General features: G+C 69.6%; 28 protein-coding genes and 1 pseudogene. 15 read left to right on the top strand and 14 right to left on the bottom strand.

Annotated features, from left to right (window positions below; all coding sequences use genetic code 11):
• Positions 1-18 precede the first annotated feature (18 nt).
• From carA to FOF48_RS11075, 8 genes are all read right to left on the bottom strand, one after another.
• A complete protein-coding gene (gene carA, locus FOF48_RS11040) occupies positions 19-1,146 on the bottom strand; it encodes a glutamine-hydrolyzing carbamoyl-phosphate synthase small subunit (RefSeq protein ID WP_143900721.1) in 1,128 nt (375 codons plus the stop codon).
• The gene (locus FOF48_RS11045; RefSeq protein ID WP_186001867.1) at positions 1,146-2,447 is read right to left on the bottom strand and encodes a dihydroorotase; all 1,302 of its coding nucleotides are present in this window, start codon (positions 2,445-2,447) and stop codon (positions 1,146-1,148) included. Before FOF48_RS11045 ends, carA begins: the two co-directional genes overlap by 1 nt.
• Entirely contained in the window at positions 2,444-3,337 is an 894-nt protein-coding gene (locus FOF48_RS11050) for an aspartate carbamoyltransferase catalytic subunit (RefSeq protein WP_143900722.1), read from the bottom strand. The genes FOF48_RS11045 and FOF48_RS11050 overlap by 4 nt, the downstream gene beginning before the upstream one ends.
• Before the next feature lie 76 nt (positions 3,338-3,413).
• Positions 3,414-4,661 carry a signal peptidase I gene (lepB, locus tag FOF48_RS11055; protein ID WP_143900724.1) on the bottom strand — a complete coding sequence of 416 codons (1,248 nt, stop codon included), beginning with the start codon at positions 4,659-4,661 and terminating at the stop codon, positions 3,414-3,416.
• A gap of 4 nt (positions 4,662-4,665) precedes the next feature.
• Positions 4,666-6,477 carry a translation elongation factor 4 gene (lepA, locus tag FOF48_RS11060; protein ID WP_143900727.1) on the bottom strand — a complete coding sequence of 604 codons (1,812 nt, stop codon included), beginning with the start codon at positions 6,475-6,477 and terminating at the stop codon, positions 4,666-4,668.
• A gap of 159 nt (positions 6,478-6,636) precedes the next feature.
• Positions 6,637-7,581, bottom strand: coding sequence for an NAD-dependent epimerase/dehydratase family protein (locus FOF48_RS11065; protein ID WP_143900729.1), 945 nt, complete (start codon positions 7,579-7,581; stop codon positions 6,637-6,639).
• Positions 7,582-7,654: 73 nt separating this feature from the next.
• Positions 7,655-8,614, bottom strand: coding sequence for a UDP-glucuronic acid decarboxylase family protein (locus FOF48_RS11070; RefSeq protein ID WP_143902092.1), 960 nt, complete (start codon positions 8,612-8,614; stop codon positions 7,655-7,657).
• A 24-nt stretch (positions 8,615-8,638) separates the two neighbouring features.
• The gene (locus tag FOF48_RS11075; RefSeq protein ID WP_014397342.1) at positions 8,639-8,821 is read right to left on the bottom strand and encodes a ribbon-helix-helix domain-containing protein; all 183 of its coding nucleotides are present in this window, start codon (positions 8,819-8,821) and stop codon (positions 8,639-8,641) included.
• A 135-nt stretch (positions 8,822-8,956) separates the two neighbouring features.
• Here FOF48_RS11075 and FOF48_RS11080 point away from each other — a divergent pair, with 135 nt between their 5' ends.
• Positions 8,957-9,517: a hypothetical protein gene (locus FOF48_RS11080; RefSeq protein ID WP_143900731.1), complete on the top strand. Its 561-nt coding sequence runs from the start codon at positions 8,957-8,959 to the stop codon at positions 9,515-9,517.
• 45 nt (positions 9,518-9,562) lie between these two features.
• Here FOF48_RS11080 and FOF48_RS11085 read toward each other — a convergent pair.
• The 4 genes and pseudogenes from FOF48_RS11085 to FOF48_RS11100 all read right to left on the bottom strand — a co-directional run.
• A pseudogene (locus FOF48_RS11085) lies at positions 9,563-9,931 on the bottom strand (cupin domain-containing protein); the annotation flags it as partial.
• 21 nt (positions 9,932-9,952) lie between these two features.
• Positions 9,953-10,879: an SPOR domain-containing protein gene (locus FOF48_RS11090; protein WP_143900734.1), complete on the bottom strand. Its 927-nt coding sequence runs from the start codon at positions 10,877-10,879 to the stop codon at positions 9,953-9,955.
• Between the two features lie 173 nt (positions 10,880-11,052).
• Positions 11,053-12,099, bottom strand: coding sequence for a tRNA 2-thiouridine(34) synthase MnmA (mnmA, locus tag FOF48_RS11095; RefSeq protein WP_143900736.1), 1,047 nt, complete (start codon positions 12,097-12,099; stop codon positions 11,053-11,055).
• Positions 12,100-12,192: 93 nt separating this feature from the next.
• On the bottom strand, positions 12,193-13,458 hold the full coding sequence (locus FOF48_RS11100; protein WP_143900737.1) for a CCA tRNA nucleotidyltransferase: 1,266 nt from the start codon (positions 13,456-13,458) through the stop codon (positions 12,193-12,195).
• Between the two features lie 107 nt (positions 13,459-13,565).
• On the opposite strand from FOF48_RS11100, the gene FOF48_RS11105 reads away from it, so the two are divergent.
• The 3 genes from FOF48_RS11105 to FOF48_RS11115 all read left to right on the top strand — a co-directional run bounded on the left by FOF48_RS11105 (position 13,566) and on the right by FOF48_RS11115 (position 15,441).
• Entirely contained in the window at positions 13,566-13,994 is a 429-nt protein-coding gene (locus tag FOF48_RS11105) for a DUF4326 domain-containing protein (RefSeq protein ID WP_143900739.1), read from the top strand.
• 87 nt (positions 13,995-14,081) lie between these two features.
• Positions 14,082-14,789 (top strand): tyrosine-protein phosphatase, encoded by a 708-nt coding sequence (locus tag FOF48_RS11110; RefSeq protein WP_143900741.1) that lies wholly within the window; start codon positions 14,082-14,084, stop codon positions 14,787-14,789.
• A gap of 352 nt (positions 14,790-15,141) precedes the next feature.
• Positions 15,142-15,441, top strand: coding sequence for a hypothetical protein (locus tag FOF48_RS11115; protein ID WP_143900743.1), 300 nt, complete (start codon positions 15,142-15,144; stop codon positions 15,439-15,441).
• A gap of 7 nt (positions 15,442-15,448) precedes the next feature.
• Here the strand turns inward: FOF48_RS11115 and FOF48_RS11120 are convergent, their stop codons facing one another.
• Together FOF48_RS11120 and FOF48_RS11125 are read right to left on the bottom strand one after the other, a co-directional pair.
• Positions 15,449-15,757 (bottom strand): AzlD domain-containing protein, encoded by a 309-nt coding sequence (locus FOF48_RS11120; RefSeq protein WP_143900745.1) that lies wholly within the window; start codon positions 15,755-15,757, stop codon positions 15,449-15,451.
• On the bottom strand, positions 15,754-16,446 hold the full coding sequence (locus tag FOF48_RS11125) for an AzlC family ABC transporter permease (RefSeq protein ID WP_143900747.1): 693 nt from the start codon (positions 16,444-16,446) through the stop codon (positions 15,754-15,756). The genes FOF48_RS11120 and FOF48_RS11125 overlap by 4 nt, the downstream gene beginning before the upstream one ends.
• Before the next feature lie 48 nt (positions 16,447-16,494).
• Here FOF48_RS11125 and FOF48_RS11130 point away from each other — a divergent pair, with 48 nt between their 5' ends.
• The 11 genes from FOF48_RS11130 to FOF48_RS11185 all read left to right on the top strand — a co-directional run bounded on the left by FOF48_RS11130 (position 16,495) and on the right by FOF48_RS11185 (position 25,511).
• Positions 16,495-17,073, top strand: a complete 579-nt coding sequence (locus tag FOF48_RS11130; RefSeq protein ID WP_143900749.1) for a helix-turn-helix domain-containing protein — start codon at positions 16,495-16,497, stop codon at positions 17,071-17,073.
• Between the two features lie 305 nt (positions 17,074-17,378).
• A complete protein-coding gene (locus tag FOF48_RS11135; protein ID WP_143900751.1) occupies positions 17,379-19,031 on the top strand; it encodes a hypothetical protein in 1,653 nt (550 codons plus the stop codon).
• A 15-nt stretch (positions 19,032-19,046) separates the two neighbouring features.
• Positions 19,047-19,568 carry a hypothetical protein gene (locus FOF48_RS11140; RefSeq protein ID WP_143900753.1) on the top strand — a complete coding sequence of 174 codons (522 nt, stop codon included), beginning with the start codon at positions 19,047-19,049 and terminating at the stop codon, positions 19,566-19,568.
• A gap of 164 nt (positions 19,569-19,732) precedes the next feature.
• Positions 19,733-20,122 carry a hypothetical protein gene (locus tag FOF48_RS11145; protein WP_143900755.1) on the top strand — a complete coding sequence of 130 codons (390 nt, stop codon included), beginning with the start codon at positions 19,733-19,735 and terminating at the stop codon, positions 20,120-20,122.
• Positions 20,123-20,290: 168 nt separating this feature from the next.
• A complete protein-coding gene (locus FOF48_RS11150) occupies positions 20,291-20,557 on the top strand; it encodes a hypothetical protein (RefSeq protein WP_143900757.1) in 267 nt (88 codons plus the stop codon).
• 93 nt (positions 20,558-20,650) lie between these two features.
• Entirely contained in the window at positions 20,651-21,268 is a 618-nt protein-coding gene (locus FOF48_RS11155) for a hypothetical protein (protein WP_143900759.1), read from the top strand.
• Positions 21,269-21,315: 47 nt separating this feature from the next.
• Entirely contained in the window at positions 21,316-22,332 is a 1,017-nt protein-coding gene (locus tag FOF48_RS11160; protein WP_143900761.1) for a hypothetical protein, read from the top strand.
• A gap of 78 nt (positions 22,333-22,410) precedes the next feature.
• Positions 22,411-22,959: an RNA polymerase sigma factor gene (locus tag FOF48_RS11165; RefSeq protein WP_143900763.1), complete on the top strand. Its 549-nt coding sequence runs from the start codon at positions 22,411-22,413 to the stop codon at positions 22,957-22,959.
• Entirely contained in the window at positions 22,956-23,753 is a 798-nt protein-coding gene (locus FOF48_RS36430; RefSeq protein ID WP_186001868.1) for a hypothetical protein, read from the top strand. Before FOF48_RS11165 ends, FOF48_RS36430 begins: the two co-directional genes overlap by 4 nt.
• 135 nt (positions 23,754-23,888) lie before the next feature.
• Entirely contained in the window at positions 23,889-24,773 is an 885-nt protein-coding gene (locus tag FOF48_RS11180; protein ID WP_143900769.1) for a LysR family transcriptional regulator, read from the top strand.
• Positions 24,774-24,884: 111 nt separating this feature from the next.
• A complete protein-coding gene (locus FOF48_RS11185; RefSeq protein WP_235685498.1) occupies positions 24,885-25,511 on the top strand; it encodes a CHRD domain-containing protein in 627 nt (208 codons plus the stop codon).
• Positions 25,512-25,571 lie beyond the last annotated feature (60 nt).

Consider the following 25,571-nt stretch of genomic DNA (forward strand, 5'->3'; position numbering starts at 1 on the left):
GCCGGTGTGCGCCTCTTCCTACGAGCCCGCCATCAGCGTCGCGAAGCGGCTGAACAGGTAGCGCGCGTCGTGAGGGCCGGGCGAAGCCTCGGGGTGGTACTGCACGCTGAAGGCCCGTGCGTCCGGTACGGCCAGACCCTCCACCGTGCCGTCGTTGAGGTTGATGTGCGTGACGACGGCCTTGCCCTTGAGGCTGGCGTCGTCCACCGCGAAGCCGTGGTTCTGCGCGGTGATCTCCACCTTGCCGGTGGTCAGGTCCTTCACGGGCTGGTTGCCGCCGCGGTGGCCGAACTTCATCTTGTACGTCCGGCCGCCCAGCGCCAGCGCCATGATCTGATGCCCCAGGCAGATGCCGAACACCGGCACCTTGCCCAGCAGCGCCGCCACGGTGCGGTCCGCGCCCTTCACCGCGGCCGGGTCGCCCGGGCCGTTGGCCAGGAAGACGCCGTGCGGCCTGCGCGCCAGCACCTGCTCCGCGGTGGTGTTCGACGGCACCACCGTCACGCGGCAGCCCACGTCCACCAGGTACTGGAGCATGGAGCGCTTGAGGCCGTAGTCGTAGGCCACCACGTCGTACTTCAGCTCCGGCTCCGGGCGCTTGTCCCCCAGGGCGAGGAACACATCCGGCGACGGCGTGGTGAAGACGTACGGCTCCTTGCAGGAGACGCCCGTCGCCAGGTCCAGGCCCTCCATTCCGGTGGCCGCGCGGGCGCGCTCGGACAGCGCCGCGGCGGAGACGTTCTCCGTGGAGATGATGCCCGTCTGAGCGCCGTGCGTGCGCAGGTGGCGCACCAGCCGGCGGGTGTCCACGCCTTCGATGCCCACGCGCCCGTGGCGCGCCAGGTAGGCGTCCAGCGTCTCCTCCGAGCGCCAGTTGGACGGCGTCCGCGTCAGCGAGCGCACCACCATGCCCACCGCGTGCGGCTGCCCCGCCTCCTCATCCGCCCCATTCGCCCCGATGTTGCCCATCTCCGGGTACGCCATGGTGACGATCTGCCCCACGTACGAGGGATCCGTGAGGATCTCCTGATAGCCGTACATGGACGTGTTGAAGACCACCTCACCCACCGTCTCGCCGGACGCGCCAAAGGCGCGCCCCTCGAACGTGGTGCCATCCGCCAGTGCGAGCACCGCCCGCTTCGTCATCACCGCGACTCCTTGAGCTGACCGTCCTCGAACACACACCGGCCACCCACCCACGTCTGCGCCACGCGACCCTTCAGCGTGCGCCCGTGGAAGGGCGTGTTGCGACTGCGGGAATAGAACCGGTGGGCATCCACCGTCCACTCCTCCCCAGGGGACACGACCGTGATGTCCGCTGGGGCTCCAGGCGCCAGGTGACCGCCTGGCAGGCCGAATACCCTCGCCGGCCCCTCCGACAACAGCTCCACCGCCCTGCGCGGGGTGAGCACCCCCTCATGCACCAGGGCCAGCGTCAATCCCAGCGCCGTCTCCAGGCCGACGATGCCGTTGATGCCCTTCTCGAACTCCACCAGTTTGTCGGACACGCCGTGCGGCGCGTGGTCCGTGGCGATGGCGTCCACCGTGCCATCCACCAGCGCCTCACGCAGCGCCCTCACGTCCACGTCGCTCCGGAGCGGCGGCGCCATCTTCGCGTGGGTGTCATAGTCCCCCACCGCGCGGTCATCGAGCGTGAAGTGGTGCGGCGCCACCTCGCAGGTGACGCGCAGGCCGCGGCGCTTCGCCTCGCGGATCAGCCGCACGCTGCCCTCGCACGACACGTGCGCGACGTGCAGGCGCCCCTTCGTCTCCTCCAGGAGCACCAGGTCGCGCGCCACCATGGCCACCTCCGCGGAGGCGGGGATGCCGCGCAGGCCCAGCCGCGTGGACGTGGCGCCCTCGTGCATCGCGCCGCCGGCGGACAGCGTGAGGTCCTCCTCGTGCACCATCACCGGCACGTCGAACTGGGTCGCGTACTGGAGCACCCGGCGCATCAGCGCGGCGTTCATCACCGGGCGGCCGTCGTCGGTGAGGGCCACGCAGCCGGCGCCAATCAGCTCGCCCGCCTCCGACAGCTCCTCGCCCTTGAGCCCCTTGGTGATGGCGCCCGCCGGGTACACGTGGCACAGGGCCGCGTCCCGCGCGCGCGACAGCACCAGCTCCGTGACGAGCGCGGTGTCGTTCACCACCTTGGTGTTGGGCATGGCCACGACGCCGGTGAAGCCGCCCGCCACCGCCGCGCGACAGCCGGTGAGGACCGTCTCCTTGCCCTCTTCTCCCGGCTCGCGCAGGTGCACGTGCAGGTCGATGAAGCCCGGCACCAGCCACTTCCCCGTCGCGTCCACCACGCGCGCGTCCGTCGGCGCGGGCAGCGGGGCGTCCGACACCCGAGCCACCTTCCCGTCCGTCACGAGCACGTCACGAACGCCATCCACGCCATTGCGCGGGTCGATGACGCGCGCCCGCTGGAAGAGCACCGTCGTCATGATGCGCACACCTCCAGGATGGCCCGGCGCACCGCGACGCCGTTGGCCACCTGATCCAGGATGACGCTGCGGGGCCCGTCCGCCACCGCCGGGGACAGCTCCACGCCGCGGTTGATGGGGCCCGGGTGCAGCACGGGCGCGTCCGGCTTCATCCGCTCCGCGCGGGCGGGCGTCAGTCCGAACAGGCGCGAGTACTCCCGCTGGGAGGGCAGGAAGGCCTCGGACATGCGCTCCGTCTGGAGGCGGAGGCACATCACCGCATCGGCCTGGGGCAGCACGGCATCCAGCTGGTGCGTCACCTCCCCGCCCATCTCCTCCAGCCCCGGGGGCAGGAGGGTGGGCGGCCCGCAGAGCACGACACGCGCCCCCAGGGCCTTCAGGCACACGAGGTTGGAGCGCGCCACGCGGCTGTGCAGCACGTCGCCCACGATCAGCACCGTGCGCCCCTCCAGCGCGCCCCAGCGCTGGCGCAGCGTGAAGGCGTCCAGCAGCGCCTGGGACGGGTGCTCATGGGCGCCGTCGCCCGCGTTGACCACCGCGCACTTCACGTGCCGGGCCACCAGGCTCGGCGCCCCCGAGGAGCGGTGGCGGATGATGATGGCCGCCGGGCCCATGGCCTCGATGTTGCGCGCCGTGTCCAGGAGCGTCTCCCCCTTGGACACCGAGGAGCCCGCGTAGCTCCAGTTGAGGACGTCCGCCCCCAGCTTGCGCGCCGCCACCTCGAAGGAGGAGCGCGTCCGGGTGGAGTCCTCGAAGAAGAGGTTCGCCACGACGCGGCCCCGCAACACGTGCGACGCATCCGGTCCGCCGGGCAGGTGTGCCTGTGCGCGGTCGAGCAGCGCTTCCAGCTCGTCCCGCCGCCAGCCTGCGATTCCGAGAAGATGTCTCATGGGCCGGGGCCGCCGCGTACCGCGCGCCGCACGTTGCGTCAAGCACGGCGCGAGGCAGGCCCGGATCCAGCGTCCTTCAGCGCACCGGTTCGAAGAAGCGCTCGACGCGCAGCCCCGTGCCGCCAAACAGGTTGCCCAGCAGGCCGCCCCAACCGAGCGACAGCCAGACCACCATGGCCTTGCCCTTGATGTGGCCATACGGGACATAGGCGACCTCCGCGCCGCCAGGGCCCCCCAGGTTGTAGCGGCTGTCCGCGCTGTTGTCCCGGTTGTCTCCCATCACGAAGACGCTGTTGGCCGGAACCTTGTAGGGCCCCTCGTGCTCACGGCCGGGCAGGCGCATGGGGTGCTGGAGGGCCGCGTGCACCACGCCGTCCAGGTCCTCGCGATAGAGGACCTCCTCCTGGTCGAACCAGCGGCCCGTCGTGTCGTCCTGGTTGTGCACCACGTAGTCCGGTGTCACCAGCGTGCGGGGCTGGACCTCTCCGTTGATGCGCACCACGCCATCGACGATCTCCACCGTGTCGCCGGGGATGCCGACGACGCGCTTGATGAAGTCCTTGGACTCGTCCACGGGGTTGTTGAAGACGATGACGTCCCCGCGCTGCGGCGCCCGCACGATGCGGAAGGGCACCACGTTCATGAACGGGATGCGCACCCCGTAGATGAACTTGTTGACGAAGACCTGATCGCCAATCTGGAGCGTGGGCAGCATGGAGCCGGAGGGGATGCGGTACGGCTCCACCAGCACGGTGCGGATGACCAGCGCGATGAGCAGCGCCTTGCCGAAGCCGCCCACGAAGTCCCACACGGACTGCTTCCGGTACGCGCCCAGATGCTCCTGGGTGAGCGTCTCCAGGGCCTTGAGCTCCGCGCGGAGGGGCTCCACTTCGCCCGCCACGGACGCGGACTCCACGCGCAGGGCCTGCTCGGTGAGGCGGTCCGCCACGGACGCGGGCACCTTGGTCCCCACGCGAACGAGGATGCGCTCGTCCTCCGCGATGAGCTCGCGCGCCTCGTGGCGCAGCGTGCGCAGCTGCGACTCCTTCCGGGAGGCGTTGCGCCACACCAGCAGGCCCACGAAGGCCACGACCATCAGCAGGCCGAACCCCTTCATCAGGGGCTGGGCCCAGGACGCGGTGCCCGGCGCCATCTCAATCAGCGTGACGTAGGGGATGAACGCCAGGCCCACGCCACACAGCGGGGCCCACAGGCTGGTGAGCAGCTCGCGCCACATCAACTGGCGCCGGGCCTTGAGCTGCTCGGGGGTGCGGCGCGCGGCCATGGCCGCTCCCAGCTTCGCGGAAGGACTGGCCGTGCTCATAGGGCTACTGCTCCGTCTTGAGGACCGCGAGGAAGGCTTCCTGCGGAATCTCCACCGTGCCCACCTGCTTCATGCGCTTCTTGCCCTCCTTCTGCTTCTCCAGGAGCTTGCGCTTGCGGCTGATGTCGCCGCCGTAGCACTTGGCAAGGACGTTCTTGCGCATGGCGGAGATCGTCTCGCGGGAGATGATCTTCGCGCCGATGGCGGCCTGGATGGCCACCTCGTACATCTGCTTGGGAATCACTTCCTTGAGCTTCTCGCAGACCTCGCGGCCGCGCAGGTACGCGCGCTCGCGGTGCACGATGACGGAGAGCGCGTCCACCGGCTCCCCGTTGATGAGGATGTCCAGCTTGGCCAGGTCCGCTTCCGCGTAGTCCGACAGCTCGTAGTCCAGGCTCGCGTAGCCGCGCGACACGCTCTTGAGCCGGTCGAAGAAGTCGAACACGACCTCCGCCATGGGCATCTCGTACGTGACCTGCACGCGCGTGCCGCTGGAGCCCAGGTACTTGATGTCCTTCTGCACGCCCCGGCGGTCCTGGCACAGCTTCAGGATGGAGCCCAGGTGCTCGTTGGGGACGTGGATGTGACAGGTGAGGATGGGCTCCTCGAACTTCGCGATGTTCTGCGTCGGCGGCAGCTTCGCGGGGTTGTCCACCAGCATCACGTCACCCTTGCTGGTGGTGATGCGGTAGACCACGGACGGCGCCGTGGTGATGAGGTTGAGGTTGTACTCGCGCTCCAGGCGCTCCTGGACGATCTCCATGTGGAGCAGGCCCAGGTAGCCGCAGCGGAAGCCGAACCCCAGCGCCGTGGAGGACTCCGGCTCGTAGGTGAAGGCGGAGTCGTTGAGCGTCAGCTTCGCCAGCGCGTCGCGCAGGTTCTCGTAGTCAGCGGAGTCCACCGGGAAGATGCCGGAGAACACCATCGGCTTGACTTCCTTGAAGCCCGGGAAGGGCTGCTCGGTGGGCCGCGCCTCCTCCGTGACGGTGTCGCCGACCTTCGCGTCCTGCAGCTCCTTCACGTTGGCGACGAGGACACCCACCTCGCCCGCGATGAGCTGGGTCACCGGGCGCGAGAACGGGCTGAACACGCCCAGCTCCTGCACCTCGAAGACCTTGTTGTTGCTGAACATCTTGATCTTCTGCTTGAGCTTCAGCGTGCCTTCCAGCACGCGCACCAGCGTCACCACGCCCCGGTAGTTGTCGTACCAGGAGTCGAAGATGAGCGCCTTCAGCGGCGCGGACGGCGAGCCCGTGGGCGGCGGTACGCGCTGGACCACCGACTCCAGGATGTCGTGGATGCCGATGCCCTCCTTCGCGGAGGCAGGCACCGCGACGGACGCGTCGATGCCGATGACGTCTTCAATCTCCCCGCGCGTGCGCTCCACGTCCGCGGACGGCAGGTCGATCTTGTTGATGACCGGGATGATCTCCAGGTTGTGGTCCAGCGCCATGTAGACGTTGGCGAGCGTCTGCGCCTCCACGCCCTGGCTGGCGTCCACCACGAGCAGCGCGCCCTCGCACGCGGCGAGGCTGCGGCTCACCTCGTAGGCGAAGTCCACGTGCCCCGGCGTGTCGATGAGGTTGAGGACGTAGTTCTGGCCGTCCTTGGCGGTGTACGTCATCCGCACGGACTGGGCCTTGATGGTGATGCCCCGCTCTCGCTCGATGTCCATGTTGTCGAGGAACTGGGCCTGCGCCTCACGCTTCGTCAGCGTGCCTGTCTTCTCCAGGAGGCGGTCGGCCAGCGTCGACTTTCCATGGTCGATGTGGGCGATGATGCAAAAGTTGCGGATGTGCGCGTTTTCAGCCGGCATGTTCGGGGCGCTCGTCGGTCGCGAAGCGGGCGTAGGTAACACCGAACCGCCCGAAAATCCACGGCCGCGCACGCTCGCCCGCCGGGCGCTTCCCCCACCGGACGCCCCCCGCGCCCTCCGGCATCCTGGCCAGAGGGAGGGGCACGAAAGCGGGCCTGCCTAGCCCCGGACCCGGGCGGGGCCCGCGACCTGATCACGGAAGAACTGGAGCGTGTGGCGCAGGCCGTCCGCCAGCTGCACGGAGGGCTCCCAGCCCAGCACCTTCTTCGCGAGCGACGCGTCGATGCAGGAGCGCAGCTGCTCACCCGGCTTGCCCGGGGCATGCGCGGCCTTCAGCGCGCTGCCGCCGGCCTGGGCGATGAGCTCATAGAGGCGGTTGATGTCCGTCTCCACGCCGGTGCCGATGTTGGCGGCGCCCACGTAGTCGCTCTGGAAGGCCAGGTAGTTGGCGCGCGCCACGTCCGGGCCAAAGACGAAGTCCCGCGTCTGCTTGCCCTCGCCGTAGATGGTGCAGCCCTGCCCCGCGATGACGCGCTGGCTGAAGATGGCCACCACGCCCGCCTCGCCGTGCGGGTTCTGCCGGGGGCCGTACACGTTGGCGTACCGGAGGGCGACATAGGGCAGGCCGTACTGGGCCCGGTAGTAGCCCAGGTACAGCTCGCCCGCCGCCTTGGAGACGCCATAGGGCGACACCGGCCGCGTGGGGTGGCCTTCGGTGGCGGGGAAGAAGTCCTGCTCGCCGTAGATGGCGCCGCCGGTGGAGCTGAAGATGACCTTCTTCACGCCGGAGTGACGCGCGGCCTCCAGCAGGTTGAGCATGCCGCGGATGTTCACGTCCGCGTCGAAGCTCGGGTCCTCCACGCTGCGGCGCACGTCCATCTGGGCGGCCAGGTGGCAGAGCACCTGGGGCTTCTCGCTCCGGATGAGCTCGGCGGCCTCCGGGCTCCGGATGTCGTGCACGGCCAGGCGCACGCGCGGATCCAGGTTCTCCTTCTTGCCGCTCGACAGGTTGTCCAACGCGATGACCTCGTGGCCATTGCGCAGGAACTCATCGCACACGTGCGAGCCAATGAAGCCCGCGCCGCCCGTTACCAGGACTTTCACGCCGTTCTCCCCTGACCCGGCCGCCAGGGGGCCGGGCCGTCGTCTACCTCGCGTTCACACGCGCGCGGCCAACCTATGCCGCGGGGGAACGAGCGGCAACCTCTCGAAAGTACGCGATGGTGTCCCGCAGACCATCTTCCAGCGCGACCTTCGGCTCCCACCCCAGCAGCGTGCGGGCGCGCGTGATGTCCGGCTGACGCTGCTTCGGATCATCCTTGGGCAGCGGGTGGTAGACGATCTGCCTACCTCCACCCGCGGCTTCACGCACGGCCTCCGCGAACTGCTTGATGGTCATCTCGCGCGGGTTGCCGATGTTCACCGGGCCCCGGACGTCCGACAGCACCAGCCGCACCAGCCCGTCCACCAGGTCCTTCACGTAGCAGAACGAGCGCGTCTGGCTGCCGTCCCCGAAGACGCTGAAGTCCTCGCCCTTGAGCGCCTGGCCCACGAAGGCGGGCACCACGCGGCCGTCATTGAGGCGCATGCGCGGGCCGTAGGTGTTGAAGATGCGCACGATGCGGACGTTGACGCCCCGGCTGCGCTCGTACGCGGCGCTGATGGCCTCCGAGTAGCGCTTGGCTTCGTCGTACACCGAACGCGGGCCGATGGGGTTCACGTTGCCCCAGTAATCCTCCTTCTGGGGGTGCACCAGCGGGTCGCCGTACACTTCCGACGTGGAGGCCATCAGGAAGACGGCCTTCTTCTTCTCCGCCAGCTTCAGCGCGTTCTCCGTGCCAATGGAGCCCACGCGCAGCGTCTCGATGGGGAGGTTCGCGTAGTCGATGGGGGATGCGGGGGAGGCCAGGTTGAGGACGAAGTCCACCGGGCCGTCCACCTCCAGCCCCTCCGTGATGTCCTGCTTCACGAACTGGAAGCCGGCGCGCGACTTGAGCGCATGGACGTTCGCCTCATTGCCCGTGATGAGGTTGTCCACCGCGAGGACGGACGCCGCGCCGTCGTCCAGGAGCCGCTCACACAGGTGCGAGCCGACGAATCCGGCACCACCCAGCACCACCGCCCGCTTGCCACGCATGCTCGTCACGTCACGCCTCGTTCGTCAGGAAAGTTCGTCGAAGGTCGCCTGGCCCGGCAGCTGCGCCTTGTACTTCTCCAGCACCAGGTCGATGCCCTGCCGGATGTATTCGGCCACGGGCACCTTCGTCTTCTGGTTCAGCGCCTTGAGCAGTTCGTTCTGCTCCGGAGTGATGTAGATGGTGGTGCTGACTTTCTTTCGGGCCATGGCGATACGTGAAAATATATGGAATGACGTGGCCTGCGAAAGCACGGAGTGCGGAGAGCGTGAACATGGCGCCCCGCCCCACCCGGAGGCACCGTGTCCCCTAGCAACCGGCTGATTTTCCTGGGATTCCTGACCATGGGCGCGCTCACTGGCTGCGCCGGGAAGAAAGCGGCGGAGCCCCTTGACGCGGCGCACAAGCGCCCCGAGGCGGAGGCCATCCGGGGCCAGAAGGTGCCCGGGGAGACGGTGACGGAGCTGGACGCCAACGGCGACGGCCGGCCGGACGTCTGGGAGTACCGGGTGAAGGACGTGCTGTTGCGCAAGGAGCTGGACCTGAACTGGGACGGCCGCGTGGACGTCACGCAGTACCTGGATCCGCAGGGCGCGAAGGTCCGCGAGGTGATGGACCTGGACTACGACGGCAAGGTGGACGCCACGTACCAGTACTCGGAGGGCAAGCGCACCCTGGGTGAACGCGACCTGGACGGCGACGGCAAGACGGACTCGTGGCTGTACTACGAGAACGACACGCTCGTGCGGAAGGAGCGCGACGCGAACCACGACGGCCGGGTGGACTACTGGGAGTACTGGGAGAACGGCCAGGTGGACCGCATTGGCGAGGACCTGGACGGGGATGGCACCGTCGACCAGTGGACCCGCAACCCCAGCCCCGCCGCGCAGCCTGCCGGGAAGTGACGGCGCGGCCGGCGCACCGTGTGGGCACGCCGGCGCGAAGGGGGACTACGGGGTGCTGGTGCCCACGCGGCCGTAGGAGTCCTCGAGCCGCACGACGTCATCCAGCTCGGGGGTGCTGACCTCGAGGATGTCGCAGTCGGTGAGGGCGACCATGCGGTGCTTGGTCAGCGGCTTGATGTGGTAGCTCTCACCGGGGTTCATCTCCTTCTCGATGAGGCCCTGGCCCTCGTCGACGACGAAGAGGAGCTTGCCGCTCTGGACGTGGATGGTCTCGTCCTTGCGGTTGTGGAACTGGAGGCTCAGCTTGTGCCCCTGCTTCACGTGCAGGAGCTTGCCCACGTAGCGCTCCGTGTGGGCCCAGATGAGCTCGTGACCCCAGGGCTTCTCCACCCGCTTCGTCGTCGTCATGTTGCTTCGTCTCTTCCTTGCCCAGCGCTAGTTCGTGCCGGCCACGTACGCGTCGAGCTGGGTCTCGCGCTTGAAGTCCGCCAGGTAACGGCCCGCGGCTTCCTTCGAGGCAAAGCTGCCCATCCGGACGCGGTACCAGGTGCCCTTGCCCGGCACCTCCGCCGCCAGGATATAGGGGGCATAGCCCCGGTCACGCAACCGGGCGGCGAAGCGGTCGGCGTCCGGGCGGGTCTGGAAGGCGGAGAGCTGGAGCGTGAACGCCCCCCCCTTCACGGCCTCCGCCGGGCGCGGCGGCTCCGGGGGCAGCGCCTGGGCGCGGGCGATGGCCTCCTTCATCCCCCCGTCGCGCGCGGCGGTGCGGGTGGCGACCGGCGTCTCCTCCACCTTTCCCTTCACGGGCTCGGGCTTCACTTCGGGCTTCGCGGCGGCGGCGACCTTCGCGGGCTCCGCCGCGGGCTTCACGACCGGCTTGCCGGCGGCGATGGCGTCCTCCTCCGCGGCGTCCATCGCGGGCAGCTCGCCCGTGTCGGGGTCCGGCGTGGGGGTCAGCGCCGTGGGCCGGGCCTCCGGCTTCGCGGCGACCTTCGCGGCCTCGGCGGGCTTCGGCTCCGGCTTCGCGGCGGCGGCGGCCTTGGGGGCCTCCGGCTTCGCGGCGGGCTTGACCACGGGCAGCGGCGGCAGGGACTCCGTGGCCGTCTTGCGGGTGAGCTCGTCCGGGAAGGTGAGCGGCGGCTCCTTGCGCGCGTCGTGGAGGACCTGCGCGTTGGCGTCCAGCGCGGAGAGCAGGTCCGGGGCGGCGGCCGTCTGCGCGTCGCCAGAGAGCTTCTTGCCCACCACCACGCCCAGCACGAACACCGCGCCCATCACGACGATGCCGGCGATCAAAAGGCTGACGATCTGCCGGTTGTCCAACGAGACGTCGAACTTCTCCTTCATCCGGTGGGCGTCACGCATGGCAGGGCGAACCTCGTCGCGCGCTCGGGCCGTGTTACGGCCTGTAGCGACAGCGTGCGCGCAAGCTACGCCCCACCCCCAGGCCGGTCAAATTCACGGAACCCCAGGTGGCGGGCGCATGCGCACCGACGCGGGCGGGGCCGGAAGTCAGGCTCCAGCGACGTTGGAACGGATCAGACGATCCACCCGCCGCCGAGCACGCGATCCCGGTCATAGACGACCGCGGCCTGGCCCGGCGTGACGGCGCGCGCGGGCGCGTCGAGCTGCACGGACACCAGGCCGTGCTGAGAGATGTGCACCCGGCCCGGGGCGCCGGCGTGGCGGTGGCGGATGCGGACCTCCACGGCCTGCTCGGGCGGGGGCGGCGCGTCCACCCAGTGCGGCTGGAGCAGGCCGAAGCGGTCGCGTCCGGTGCCCTCCGCGGGCCCCACCACGACGCGGTTCGTCTCCGGCTCCAGGCGCTGGACGTAGCGCACCTCCCCACCTCCCAGGTTGAGTCCCTTGCGCTGACCCACGGTGAAGCGGTGGATGCCCTGGTGCGTGCCCAGCACGCGCCCGTCTGGATCCACGACCTCTCCGGACGGCTGGGGGCCGGCGACCTTCTCCACGAACCCGGCATAGTCGCCGTCGGGCACGAAGCAGATCTCCATGCTCTCCGGCTTGTGGGTGGTGGGCAGTTGGTGACGCTCGGCGACGGCGCGCACCTCCGCCTTGGTGAGGTGCCCCACGGGGAAGAGGACGTCGCGCAGCTCCTCCTGCCCCAGCGTGAAGAGGAAGTAGCTCTGGTCCTTGGCGGCGTCCACGGCGCGGCGCAGGTGGAAGCGCCCGTCCACCTCCTCCACCTGGGCGTAGTGGCCGGTGGCGAGCCGGGCGCCCAGGGCGCGCGCGCGCTTGAGGAGGAAGTTGAACTTCACGTCGCGGTTGCAGCTGACGCACGGGATGGGCGTCTTGCCGCCCAGGTACGACTGGACGAACGGGTTGACGACCCGGTCCTGGAAGATCTCCTCGGCGTTCGCGACGTAGAACGGGATGCCCAGCGTCTGGGCCACCGCGCGGGCGTCGTCGATGTCATCCGGACTGCAGCAGCTGCCGCACTTCGCGTTGCCCTCGTAGGACCAGACGCGCAGGGTGATGCCGATGACCTCATGGCCCTGCTCCTTGAGCAGGGCGGCGGCGGCCGAGGAATCCACCCCGCCACTCATGGCAACGACGACTCGCATGGGGCTCCTTCCTACACGCCCCCGGGCCGGGACGCACGGCCCGAGGCGTTCCAGGCCCCCTCCCCTGCCCTCCGGCCGGGGGGAGGCTCCCGTTCAGGCCCCGCGGACCGCCCAGGCGGCGAGCCGGTCGCGGAGCGCGTCGGCCGTGTTGAGCGACGGGTCATCGAGCACCGTCTCCACCAGATATCGCGTCGCCTCGCCCACCTTCGGCGAGGGACCAATGCCCAGCGCCTTCATGATGTCCCCTCCGGTGAGCGCCAGCTCCTTCGCGGACAGGGGCGGCTTCGCGGCGGCGAGCGCCTCCAGCCGCGACGCCAGCGCCTCCAGCGCGGGGAGCTGCTCCGGCGTCCGGACCTGGACGCGGGCCCTGGCCACGGAGAGCAGCGCGGGGAGCTGCGGCGGGCCCACGCGCGCGAGCAGCCGGCGCAGGGCGGGATCCGGATCCGCGAGCCGCGTCTCCAGCTTTGCGTGTTCGACGAGCAGGCCCACCAGGTCGGCGGACTTGTTGGGGAACTTCAGCCGCAGGCACAGCTCGCGGGCCTGGGGGCCGGGAACCAGATCCGCGAGCAGCGTGGCCACACGCAGGTCCGCGTCCAGCGGCGCGGCCTGCACGGCGGCGCGGGCGAGCCGGGCGGCGTCCGCGTCCGCGTGGGCCACCTCGGGAAGGAAGACCTCCAGCAGGCCGGTGTCCGCGAGCAGGTGCAGCCCCGTCTCGGCGCGGGGGGACATGAGCAGCTTGAGGAGCTCCTCGCGCACGCGCTCCAGCGCGACCTTGCGGAAGACGGCCAGGGTGGCGGGGATGGCTTCGCGGGTGGCGGGATCCAACGTGAAGCCCAGCACCGCGGCGAAGCGCACGGCGCGCAGGGGGCGCAGGCCGTCCTCGGAGAAGCGCTCCAGCGCGGACCCCACGCACCGGATGAGCTTCGCCGGAAGGTCCACCTGACCGCCGAACGGATCCACCAGCTCGCGGTCGAGCGGGTTGTACGCCATGGCGTTGATGGTGAAGTCGCGGCGGGAGAGGTCCTTGACGATGTCCCGCTCGAAGGACACGGAGCTGGGGCGCCGTCCGTCCAGGTAGTCGCCTTCCGAGCGGAACGTCGTCACCTCCACGTGATTGCCGCCGGTGACGACCGTGACGGTGCCGTGCTGGATGCCCGTGGGGATGACCTTGCGAAAGGCGCGCTGGACCTCCTCGGGCAGCGCGCTGGTGGCGACGTCGAAGTCCTTCGGGTGGACCTTGCGGACCATGTCCCGCACGCAGCCACCGACCAGGTAGGTGGCGTGGCCCAGCTCGCGCAGGCGGGTGATGACTTCGAGCACGGGCTTCGGGATGTCGGCGTCGTGGAGGTTGGCGATCATGGCCGCTGGGGGTGGGAGGAGGCGGGCGCCTACGTTGCCCCCTTCCGGCGGGCAATGCCAACCGGATCGCCGGACGGGGGTGCCCGTCTGGTAACAGGGGCCGCGCCATGTCCGAATCCCGAACCACCGCGGTGCATGTCCACGACGCCTGCGAGGTCTACGTCGGCCGCGCCTTCCGCGCCTGGGCGAAGCCCGGGCCGCTGAATCCCGTCCCGGGCCGCTTCGGCAACCCGTTCAAGCCCGGAGGCGTGAAGACCTGGAAGGCGATGCTGCGCACCTACTTCGAGCCCTGGTTGGCGGCCCTGCCCGCTGACGACGCCGCGCGGATCCGCGAAGACGCCCAGCGGCGCATGGCGCCAGGGCCGGACGCATTCGAGTCCTTCCGTTGGTACCTGCACCTGCGCACACGGCACGACCCGGACTTCCTGCGCGACGTGCGCACGTTGCGCGGCAAGCGGTTGGGGTGCTGGTGCAAGCCGGGCCCGTGTCACGCGGACGTGCTCGCCGAGTGGCTGGATTCAAGTCCCGCCCGGTGAACACCGCGCGATGGAAGGACGCGGGCTGAGGGCCCGTCACGGCCGAGGGCAACTCCGGCCCCTGAGAACGGCTACGCTGCGACACGCATGAAGTACACGTTTGTCTTTTCGACCGCCGCGGCGCTCCTCCTCTTCCTCGCCTCGCGGCTCCAGGGCTTCGGGTGGCTCCTGCTGTGGCCCGCGGTCAGCTTCTCTGTCGTCGCGCTCGCCTACTCCGGCGTGGGCGCGCGGGCCTTCGGAAAACAGCCGGACGGACGGATGCGGCCGTGGGCCGTGTTCACGCTCCTGCCGTACCTGCTGCTCACCTGGGGCACCTGGCATCTGGCGCGCTGGCTGTCGCGGGAACGGGCCTTCGACGAGGTCGTGCCAGGGGTCCTGGTCGGTCGCCGGCTGTTGCCGGGCGAGTTGCCCGTGGGTGTCGTCGCCGTGCTCGACCTGACCTCCGAGTTCATCGAACCAGAGGGCATCCGCCGGGCCTGCCGCTACGTCTCGCTGCCCATCCTCGACGCCTCGACGGTGCCCGTGGACCAGGTGGCCCCAGTCCTCCGCGAGCTGGCCACCCTGCCGGGACCTCTCTACATCCACTGCGCGCAGGGACATGGGCGCACGGGAATGATCGCCGCCGCGCTCCTCGTGGCCCGAGGCGATGCCGCCGACTCACGGGCGGCGCTCGCGCGGGTTCAACAGGCGAGGCCAGCGGTGCGGCTCGCCGCCTCGCAATCACGCGCGCTCGATGTGCTGACCGCGGCGCTTTCGCCCACCCGGGTCACACCCCGGGACAGCGCTGGGACATAGGCCATCAACGACTTCCCCAGCGCGTTCATCGACGTTCGTTGGGTGAGGGACCCTCCCCGGCCAACACCAGGCGCGGTGGGATGAGATGTCGTCCCCAGGAGGCCGTGACGTCTCCTGGCCATGTCTCCGTTCAGGGTTGAACGCTGGCGACACCCCAGCCATCCATGCGCGACGTGCGCGGGCAAAGCCAATGCGGTGCGCCAACATGTCGCGTCAGCTCCGCTCCAGCGAATGCGTGTCATGAATGACCTGCGCCGCGAGCGCTTCGCACAGGCGCCATCGGGGCCTGCCGCTTTCCCGGGAGCGCATGCTCAGGATAAGACTGTCGCCTCACCCTCACGTCGGAGTCACCATGCGCTTCAGCCGTCTGCTGCCCCTCGCTGCTGCATTCGCCCTGTCCCCCGCGCTGAGCTTCGCCCTGCCGGTTCAGTGCGCCGACGTCTGTCCGGAGTCCTACGATTGCACCGAGACTTGTGGCCAGGGCTCCCGCATCACCACGTGCGGCAAGGCCGGGTACGCCTGCGTCTACCCTGCCGGCCCCTCTGATCCGACGGCCTCCGTGACGACGGACGAGGCCCGTCAGGCGGAGACCGCCCCGGTCTGCAGCGAGCAGCAGCCGGACGCCGAGCGCGGCGTCACCGCCGAGACCTGATCCGGGCTCAGCCGAACCCGAGCAGGCGCAACCCCGCGGTGGTGGCGGCAGCGGCCACCACCACCGCGACAAATGGCAACCGCCACCATGCCAGGAGCGCGCCGACGAGCACCCCCGCCGGCCGCGCCCCTCCCGCGAAGCCCCCTTGCGACGTCAGCGTCGACGTGGCGACCAGGGCCGACAGCATCGCGATGATCGCCAGCGACAGCAGCCCCTGAACCCTCGCGGACAGGCGCAGCCGGTCGCTCAAGAGCGGGCCCGCGACGCGAAAGCCATACGTCCCCGCGGCCAGGATGAGGATGGGCCAGAGCGTCATCGCAGGGCCACTCCCACCGCGAGCACCGCGAGCAACACCGGCAGCCCCGTGGGCAACCACGGCGTCGCCACCAACGCGAGCACGGCGCCCACCAGCGCCACCCGCCGCGCCTTCATGGGTTCACGAGGGGACTCCGCGCGTTCCTCCCCCGCTCCCGCCGGCCGCAGCGACGGCAGCAACAGCGCGAGCATGCTCGCGGGGAACGCCGCGTCGAGCCCCAGCACCTCGGGGCTGCTCACCGCACGCCCCGCGAGGCCTCCCACCAGGACGCCCACGTTCCACCCGACGAACAACAGCCCTCCACACAGCCAGTACGCCGCGCGCCGCCGCTCCGGATCCCGCTGCGCCATGGCGAAGGCCACGGACTCATCCACCATCAGGTGCGCGCCCAACAGCCTCGTCGGCCACCGGGTCCCCAGCAGATCCGCCACCGCCAGGCCAAAGGGCAGGTGCCGCGCGTTGAGCAGGAGTCCCGCCAGCACCGCCGCCACCGGACTGCCTCCCGCCGCCACCATCCCCACCACCATGAACTGCGCGCCGCCCGCGAACACCACCATCGACATGAAGAGGGCCAGCCACAACGACAGCCCCGCCGCCACCGCGAGCGCACCAAATGAAACGCCCACCACCGCCGAAGCCAGGGCCACCGCCCCCACGTCACGGGCCAGGGCGCGATCCACGTTTCCCATGCGCGCCAATCTGGACAGGAACCCCGTCGTTCGTCAATAAGAACGAAAATGCCATCAAAACGAACGCCCCCTCCGCCCGGGCCGTTGGAGTTCATCGCCGTCACCCTGCGCCGGGAGCGCGAGCGCGCGAACGTCTCGCTCTCGGAGCTCGCCCGGCGCGCCAACGTCTCCAAGTCCACGCTGTCCCAGTTGGAAGCGGGCGCGGGCAACCCCAGCATCGAGACACTCTGGGCGCTGGCTGTCGCCTTGGGGGTTCCCTTCAGCCGGCTGGTAGCGCCGCCCCCTCAGGAGGTGCGCGTCATCCGCGCGGGCGAGGGCGCGGCCATCCGCTCCGAGCAGGCCCACTTCACCGGCACCATGTTGTCCGCCTGTCCACCGGGCGCACGCAGGGACCTCTATGTCCTCCATCTGGAGCCCGGCGCCTCCCGTCATGCCCAGGCCCACATTCCTGGCAGCGTCGAACACCTCATCGTCAGCAAGGGCCGCCTGCGCGCGGGCCCCACCGACGCCTGCGTGGAGCTGGGACCTGGGGACTACGCGACCTTTCCCGGCGACGTGCCCCACATCTACGAAGCGCTCGCGCCTCGTACTGTCGCGGTGATGGTCATGGAGCACATCCACGGCTGAAACGCGCCTGTCCTGAACCCCCATCCAGGGGCATTGACGCACAGTCGTAAAGCGCGACTGCATTTGTTTCAAAATCCTTCCGGAAAATATGCCGCCAGGAATCAGCCCGTTCCTGACATGAGCGGACTTGGACGTCCAACACCGCCGCACGGGGCCGGGTTCAATTCCTCTCATTCACCTGGACCCAACATCCCCGAAATCCACTTCACCTGTGTGCTTTGCGATGCCTGGACAACGGGCACTCATCGTGCAGAGCCCTCCTTCGTCCCTGGCCCTGATGGCCCCGGGTTCTGGAGGTACACACGATGCACCGTCGATGGTTGGGGGTCATGCTCGGTGGGGCGCTCTGGGCTCCCGCGGTCTGGGCCCATGATTTCCGCGCGGACAAGCTGGTGAATGGACAGAAGCAAGTGCTGGTGGATCGCTATCCCACCACGCTCTCCTTCTCGTTCACGGCAACCAACGTCCACCAGACGCTGCCCTCCGACTTGTTGCAGGCGGCGGATCCCTTGCTGGCGAACTGCACGTTCAGCCCCGCGCCCCCGCTGTCGGTCCCCGTGGGCGGCAACATCCAATACACGTGTGAGTACACGGTTGACAGCTACGAGGCCTGCGTGGCGCTGGGTGCGCTGGACGCGAGCCCGAACACACCCAACGAAGAGGTCAGCTTCGCCAACATCCTCGACATCGGCTGGGACGTGGGCTCCAGCCAAAGCAGCGTCAACGTGCTCTGCCAGCAGCAGCCCATCCTTTACTGCGATGACACGGTGTACATCTCGACCGCGTCCTCGTCGGGGGGTGGCCTGCCCACGGGCCCGTCCCGCCTCTACATCTTCGACCCCGCGACCGGCACGTTGGCCCTGCAGGGCGAGGCGTCGCTGCCGTACAACGCCCTGGCCTTCAACCACGTGGACAACTTCCTGTATGCCATTTCGTCGGACGGGCTCACCCAGTCCAGCTTCATCCGCCTGGACGCGAACGGGTCCGCGACGGTCATCGCGCCGCTCGTCACGGGCGCGGCGGACTCGGCCATCTGGGCGGCGGGGGCCATCCTGGAGGACGGCACCTACCTGGGCTTCGAGGGCACCAGCAACCACCTCGTCCACGTGGACACCACCACGGGCGCGGTGCTCTCCGATGTGATCCTCGGGACACCCGCGACGTTCCGCATGGCGGACTTCGCGGTGAACCCGCTGAACAACCAGCTCTACGGCTTCAACAGCGTGACCCAGCGGGTCGCCGTGGTGGATCCGGTGCTGGGGACGTACGTGGACTACCCTCTCCCCTCGCTGATCAACGGCGCCCCCTCCGTGAACAACGCCATGGTCTCCGCCACCTTCACGGCTGCGGGGGAGCTGTTCTTCTATGGAACCACGAACGCGGACTCCACGCGCGCGGACACGTTCTATTCCGTGGACCTGCTCACGGGGGCGCTGTCCCCGGTGTCCACCGGCCCCGCGACGCAGTTCGCGGACGGCGCCGCCTGCGCCTTCAACCTGCCGCCGCGCCAGGGCGGCCTCTCTCGTCCGGTGACTCGCGACCGTGGCTTCTTCGGCTCCAGCCAGCAGGCGCTGACCGAGTGCCTGAGCCAGGGCCCCATCTCCCTGGGCGCGCTGGGCCACGTGTCGACCGTGGAGGAGGCGCTGGGTGTGCTGTGGGCAAACTCGGCCTTCGCCGCGAACAACACGCGCCGCTCCGACGAGGCGACGCTGCGCATGCTGGTGGCGCGCGAGCAGGTGACCTCGGTCTGCAACGAGCGCTACTTCGGTACGACCGCGCCCGTGCTTCCGCAGATGGACCACGGCCTGCCCATGAACGCGTTCGTCCTGGCGGACACGCTGAAGCGCCTGGAGGTCCACAACCAATCCGGCCTCAGGACGGCCGTGCCGCTCGCCAAGCAGCTCTGGAAGCTGGATCCCATCTGGGGAATGACCCACGCCCAGGAACCGAAGCTCTAAAGGGAGGACCTCACGATGAAGACTTCAAGACTCGCTGTGCTGTCGGGTGCGTTCCTCGCGATGACGCTGGGCGCTTGTGGTGGAGAGAACCCGGCGCCTCCGGGCGCCGAACCGGAAGGAGACCGGTTCGAGCTGCGCCTCAAGGGGGTGGACGCGGAGCAGTACCAGAAGGTCATGCTGGGCGTGGGTCAGGTGGAGGTCACGGCCAATGGCAGACCCGTCACGGTGCGGCTCGCTCCAGCCGGGCGGACCATGGACCTGACGTCGAAGGACCAAGCATACCTGCTGGGGTATTTCTACCTGCCCCATGAGGCAACGACGGCGCAAGTCCGCGTGCTCTTCGACGACGTCGGGGCGTATCAGGCAACGGACTCCGCGGGCCTCATCCGCGCGCGGTCCGCGGCCATCCAATTCACGTCGAAGCGGCTCGATCTGGAGAAGCGCAAGCGCGTGGTCGTCCAGCTCCACCTGAAGGACAGCCTCTTCCAGTCCAACGGTTCGAAGGTGCTGCTGCCCTCGACGTTCATCGTCCACTGAGGACGCGAGCAGCGCTCCAGGGTCGCCGGACCTCCCGGCGCCCCCTTGCTGAATCGTGGGCAGATGAAAGTCCCTAAGCAACTCCGACCCACATGATCCGACAATTTCTTCAAGAAACAACTACCGCGGGCGGGGCACCCGCCACCACCCGGAGGAGCACTCTCATGTTCAAGGTCAACGGCAACCACTCGTTCTTCAATCCTTCGCGCAAGCAGATCGACCAGACCACGCAGGGCAAGACGAGCGTCTATTCGCAGCAGGTCGAGGGCATGAACCAGCTCCTCGACAAGAAGCACATCGGCATCTCCGACCGTTCCCGGGACAGCGTCATCGACAACGTCAACAAGGTGGAGCGCGGGGAGCGCAGCGAGGTCAACGCACACCAGCGCGAGGCCCTGAACTTCGGCCGGGACGCGTTCCAGAGCGCCAGGAACGGCAACTACAAGCAGGCCTCCGTCGAGGCCTTCGGCTCGGGGCTCAACGCGGCGGGCTCGCTGTTCAAGTCCACCTATACGGAGACGCCGCACGAGAAGCAGGGCAACAGCCCCTGGTAGTACGCCGCGGTGGAGTCGCGTCCGTGGCATGTCGCCCCTGGCATGGAGGTCCGCCCAGGGGTGACCGCCCGGCGTGTCCCGACACCGCGACTCAAGCCGTCCCCTCCCCTCCATCCATCTCGCAAGGGTTTCCTCGGCGACGCGGCAACCTCCAATAGCATCGCGGGGGTGGAGCACGAGGAGGCCGCGAATGCGCTGGAGATCCCGGAAGGCGAAGAGGAGCTGATGCGGCTGGCGCTGCTGAGCCACCCTGACGAGTGGGTGGAGTCCCTGCCTGGCATCGTCCGGGTCCATCACCTCCCGGCGGGCCACTACACGCTCTTCGCCGTGAGCAACGAGGGCACGTCGCTGCACCGCGAGGAGTTGGACATGCCCGCGACAGGAGAGCCGTCTTTCGACCTGCGCCCGGCGTGGCGGCCCTTCCCGGCCCGATGACCGCCAAAAGCTCGGGCGAAATTCCGTTCAAAATCCAGCGAGGGTCCCTCCATACATCCAGGCAACACGCTGACACCGTATGGAGGAACCCTCTTGAGCCTGATCCTTGCCCTGAGTCTCGCCACCACCGCTCCGCTCGCAAGCGCGCCCTCCTCGCGGAACGACGCCGAGGTGCAGGTGAACATCCAGTCGGACTCCCCCGACGTCAGCCTCTTCCGAGTCGTCAGTGAAGGGGTGGGCTCCATTGCCTCGAGCCGTGGCATGGCCACGATAGGCATCGTCAACTACGCGCGGGAGTGCCAGGCGCCATGCAACATGCGCATCCTCGAGCCCCGGTCTGAGTTCTTCATCGGAGGCAATGGCATCACCCCCTCCTCGCGCTTCTCCCTGCTGGATCAGGGACGGAACGTGTCCCTGCACGTGCGGCCAGGAAGCTCGGGGCTGCGCGCCACCGGTTGGTACTCCATCGTGGTGGGCGCCAGCGCCGCCCTGGCGGGAGGGCTTCTCCTGGGACTCAGCGGCAGCATGCAAACTGAAGCAACGGGCAGCACGGACGACCCGTTCATGCGCAAGCTCTCCATCGGATCGCTCATTGGAGGCGGCGCGCTGCTCGCGATCGGCATCCCGCTCTTCGCATTCAATGGGACGGACGTGAAGGTGGTCGCGAACCAGGGCCCTCCTGATACCGGCAGGGGGTCGCTGGACCTGTGAGTCCCCGCCGTCGCGCGGAGCGGCGCCGCGTGGTTTAACGCGTCCGCATGCTGCCGCTTCTCCCCCTGGGCGCCGTCGTCCCGCTGCTCTGTGCCACGCCAGCGACGCCGGCGCGCTGGGGGTTGCAATGGGAAGCAGCTCCAGGCTGCATCCAGGCCGCGCCGCTGTCCCGCGCGGTGGAGGAGCGGTTGGGGCGCGCCGTGTTCGGCGTCATGCCGGAGGTCCTCATTCACGGGACACTCGGGCCGGAGGCTGCTTCGGGTTGGACGGCGCGGCTCACCCTCGTGGACGCACGGGGCACCATCCTCGGTGGCCGGGAGGTCTCCACCGCCGAGCCCTCCTGCGCCGCCATCGAGCCTCGGCTCGCGCTGGTCATCGCGCTGATGATCGATCCGGATGCGCTGGTTTCCAGGGAGCCTCAGGGGGAGGCCTCGCCGGACGAGGCCGGGACACCGGCACCCGAGCGAGAGCCCGAGCCTGTTCCACCGCCCGAGCCCCCGGCCTGGACGCTGAACGACACGGCCCAGGAGCCCGCCGCCGAAGAAGCGCCTGCCCCCGAAGGCAGGCCCTGGCCAGAGCGCTCCACGGTGTCCCTGGCCGCCACCGCATCCACGGGGCTCGGCGACACGTTCGCGCCAGGGCTCAGCGTTGCATGGCGAGGTGCCGGCGCATGGACCTGGTTCATGCGGCTCGCCATGTATCCCCACGCGACCGCGAAGCCCGGCGCCGAGCGGTTTGAACTGTTCACGGCTTCCCCCGAGGCAGGGCTCTGCCCGCTCTCGGTGGGAGGCCCGGGCTGGGAGGTGTCTGGCTGCGCGACCGCGGCGTTGTCCTTCGTGTCGGTGGATCATCAGGGCAGCGCCGAGCGGACGGTGGACCTGTTCGTCCGGGGGGACGCCGGGCCACGTCTCCACGTGGAGGGACGACTGGGCCGAACCACGGCGCTGCACGCGGGACTGGGCGCGACCGTGGGCTGGCTGCGGCCCACCCTGTCGACTGGCGTGAAGCTGGGCACACCGCTCCGAGTGGGGCTCGACGTAGGCATGTCCTTCCGGGGGCCCTGAACAGACAGGCGCGCGCATTGGCGCTTCACCCGGGTCGCGGAAGATCACTAGAGTCCGTCGGCTCCGGACTCACGCGCGATGCCTCCCCCCACCCAGGCGCAGTCAACTCCCGTCGGCTCCGCGCCCCTCGACTTCCAGCACGTCTACACACAGCACGCGGCTTTCGTGTGGCGCACGCTGCGACGCCTGGGCGTACGGCCGGCGGACCTGGAAGACGTCTGTCAGGAGGCATTCATGGTCGTCCACCGCCGCCTGTCCGAGTTCGACGGACGCGCGCCCGTGGGCGCGTGGATCTTCGGAATCTGCATGCGGTTGGCGTCGGATTACCGCAAGCGCGCCCACATCCGCCGTGAGACGGCGGTCGCGCGGACGCCCGACCAGGCCCGCCCTCCGGAGCAGTTCGAAGCGGTCGAGCGAACGCAGGCGCGGGCCCGGCTCGAGCGCATCCTGGATGCGCTCGACGAGGACAAGCGGGCGGTGTTCGTCCTCTTCGAGATCGAACAGTGGGCCATGGCCGACGTGGCCCGGGCCGTAGGTTGCCCGGTGCAGACCGCCTATGCCCGGCTGTACGCTGCGCGCAAGCAGGTCCAGGACGCCGTGGCCCGGACGCAAGGAGGCGAGACATGAGCACGCCAGAGCCCGTGCGCCTCCTGGAGGAGACCTCCGACGCGTCCTCGGACCTGAGGGGCTTGCTGCGATCCGCCGTCGAGGACGAGCCCACCGCCGACCAGCTCGCATCCCTCGCGGCCCGGCTCGGACCGCTGCCCGCTCCGCCCACCCCCGGCCCCCCGTCCGCGCCTCCAGCCGCGGACGCTGTCAGCGCCGCCGTGTCGTCAGGCCTCAAGCTGAAGGTGCTCGTCGGGATGGCCGTGCTCACGGGGACGGTGGGCAGCTTCCACGTGGGCCGGGTCTATGAACGGACGCACGCCGATGCCGAGCGCCCGCTCACCCGCGACATCGCGCCGGCTCCCGCTGCCCCATTGCCCTCCGAGGAACCCGCGCCCCCCGCGCCCGAAGCCGAGCCCTCCGCGCCCCCCGCCCCCGTGGCGCCGCCAACGGCTGGCGTTCCACCGACGGGACCTGCCCCGAGGCCCACCAGCGCAGCACCGAAGCGGCCCCCCGCGCCTGCCCCGTCCGTGGCCCCTGCGGCCGAGGACGAAGAGCTGCTATTGCTCGACAGCGCCCATCAAGCCCTGCGACGAGGCGACTCGGAGCGCGCGCTCGCCAGCGCCCAGGCACATGCATCGCGGTTCCCGGCAGGGACGCTCGCCCAGGAGCGAGAAGTCATCGCCATCGAGGCGTTGGTGCGACTGGGCCGCGTCCCCGAGGCACGCGAGCGCGCGGAGGCGTTCGGCGCGCGCTACCCGACATCTTCCCATCTCGTCCGCCTTCAAGGGCTCCTCCACCCTTCGGGGCCGTGAGACATCCCCCAGGCCGGGGGCCCGCGGCGGAAACACGGGGCGCCTCCGTGGCCGCGAAAGCGATACATTTTTCGTGGCTGGGCCCACGGCGTCGCGGGAGCTCCTTCAACGTGGGCCAACTCCCGAGGCAGGCATATGGACCTGGAAGAGTTGCGCGCGTTTCTCGACGTCGCGGAGACGGGGTCGTTCCTGGCCGCCGCGGAGTCGCTGGGCGTCTCACGCACGACCTTGAGGCGGCGCGTCGAAGCGCTCGAGGCAAGGGCAGGCGTACCGCTGCTCACCAGCACCCGGACGGGCATCGTCCTGACCGAGGCCGGTGGAGTCCTCGCCCAGCGCGGACGGATCATGATGCAGGAGACGAGCGCGCTGCTGGCCTCCATCCGTGAGGTGGGCCAGGCCCCGGCGGGCCTGCTGCGGATGGTGCTGCCCGTCGGGCTCCCGCCGCACCTGCTCGCCCCGCTCTTCGGGCTGCTGCGGACCACCTACCCGCTGCTGCGGGTCCAGGCGAGCTTCAGCGACGCCCCCTTGTCCGAACCCCTGGACAACGTGGACATGGCGATCCACTTCGGAGAGGACATGCCCCGGGGACCGTGGCTCTCACAGGTGGTGCTGCGCGTGCGCGAGGGGCTGATCGCCAGCCCCCAGTACCTGGAGCGCCGGGGTGTTCCCCGGACCCTGGAGGCGCTTCGGGACCACGAGCTCTTCGCGTGGGCGGCTCCGGGGGGCGACGCGTGTCTCTGGCCCGTGCTCGGCGGGATGGCGTTCCGGGTGGAGCCCACGCTCATCACGTCGGACATCCACCTGATCCGCTCCTGCTGCCTCGCCGGGCAGGGCATCGGGCTGGTGCCCAGCGCGGACCTGCCGGATCCCGACCATGCCCAGGGCACCTGCGTCCCGGTGCTGCCCGGCGTGGTGGGGCGGGAGCGCGCCGTCCGCATCAGCGTGCCGGAGGCGCTCCGCGAGATTCCCAAGATCCAGCGGGTGCTCGAAGACATCCGCCGGTTCATCGAACCGCTCTGAGCCGCGGCGCCGCCAGGATCCGGCCATGGGTTGTCCACCTTTGGCCATCCCGCGGTCCGGGACGCAGGCTACTCATGACGGGCTCATTCCCAGGGGGAGTCCACCATGCGCATGCCGAAGCTCGCTGTCCTGTCCGTCGCCCTGTTCATGCAGTCCGCCCAGGCCAAGGACCCTTCCGAGGGCGCGACGACCTTCACCGTCTACGAGGCCTTCCTGAGCCCCGCCCAGGAGCCCGGTGAGGAGTCGGAGACGCCGAAGCTGTTGCAGAAGAGCCTCGGCGCCACGGCACCGTCGACGCCCCGCGACCGCCGCAAGTCCCGGGGCTATGGGCAGCTTCGCTTCTCCAAGGACCTGAGCAAGGCCTATGTCGACGTCCAGGTGGACGGGGTGAATCCCGAGGACATCCTCATGTTCCACGTGCACTGCGGCCCGCCGGGCGTGCTCGGCCCCATCGTCGTGGACTTCGGCGAGTTCGGCGCGCTGCCCAAGACACTCGCCCAGGGCAAGCTCTCCGTGGAGCTGACCAACAAGAACATCACCTACGTCAAGGACATGAAGGGGATGAAGTCCGGCCTGCCGGAGAGCTGCCCCGCGGAGCTGGGCTTCCTGACGCAAACCCAGACACTGGCCAGCCTGGAGTCCCTGGCGCGCAAGGGCGTGCTCTATTTCAACCTCCACACGAAGGCCCATACCTTCTACGGAGAGATGCGGGGCCAGCTCTACGCCGCCCAGCCGTAGCGCGGGCTCCCGCGCTGGCCCCGGAGTCACGGCTCGACGCACAGGAGCCGTGACTCCCAG

The organism is Corallococcus sp. Z5C101001, assembly GCF_007352635.1.
In the GTDB taxonomy this organism is placed as follows: domain Bacteria; phylum Myxococcota; class Myxococcia; order Myxococcales; family Myxococcaceae; genus Corallococcus; species Corallococcus silvisoli.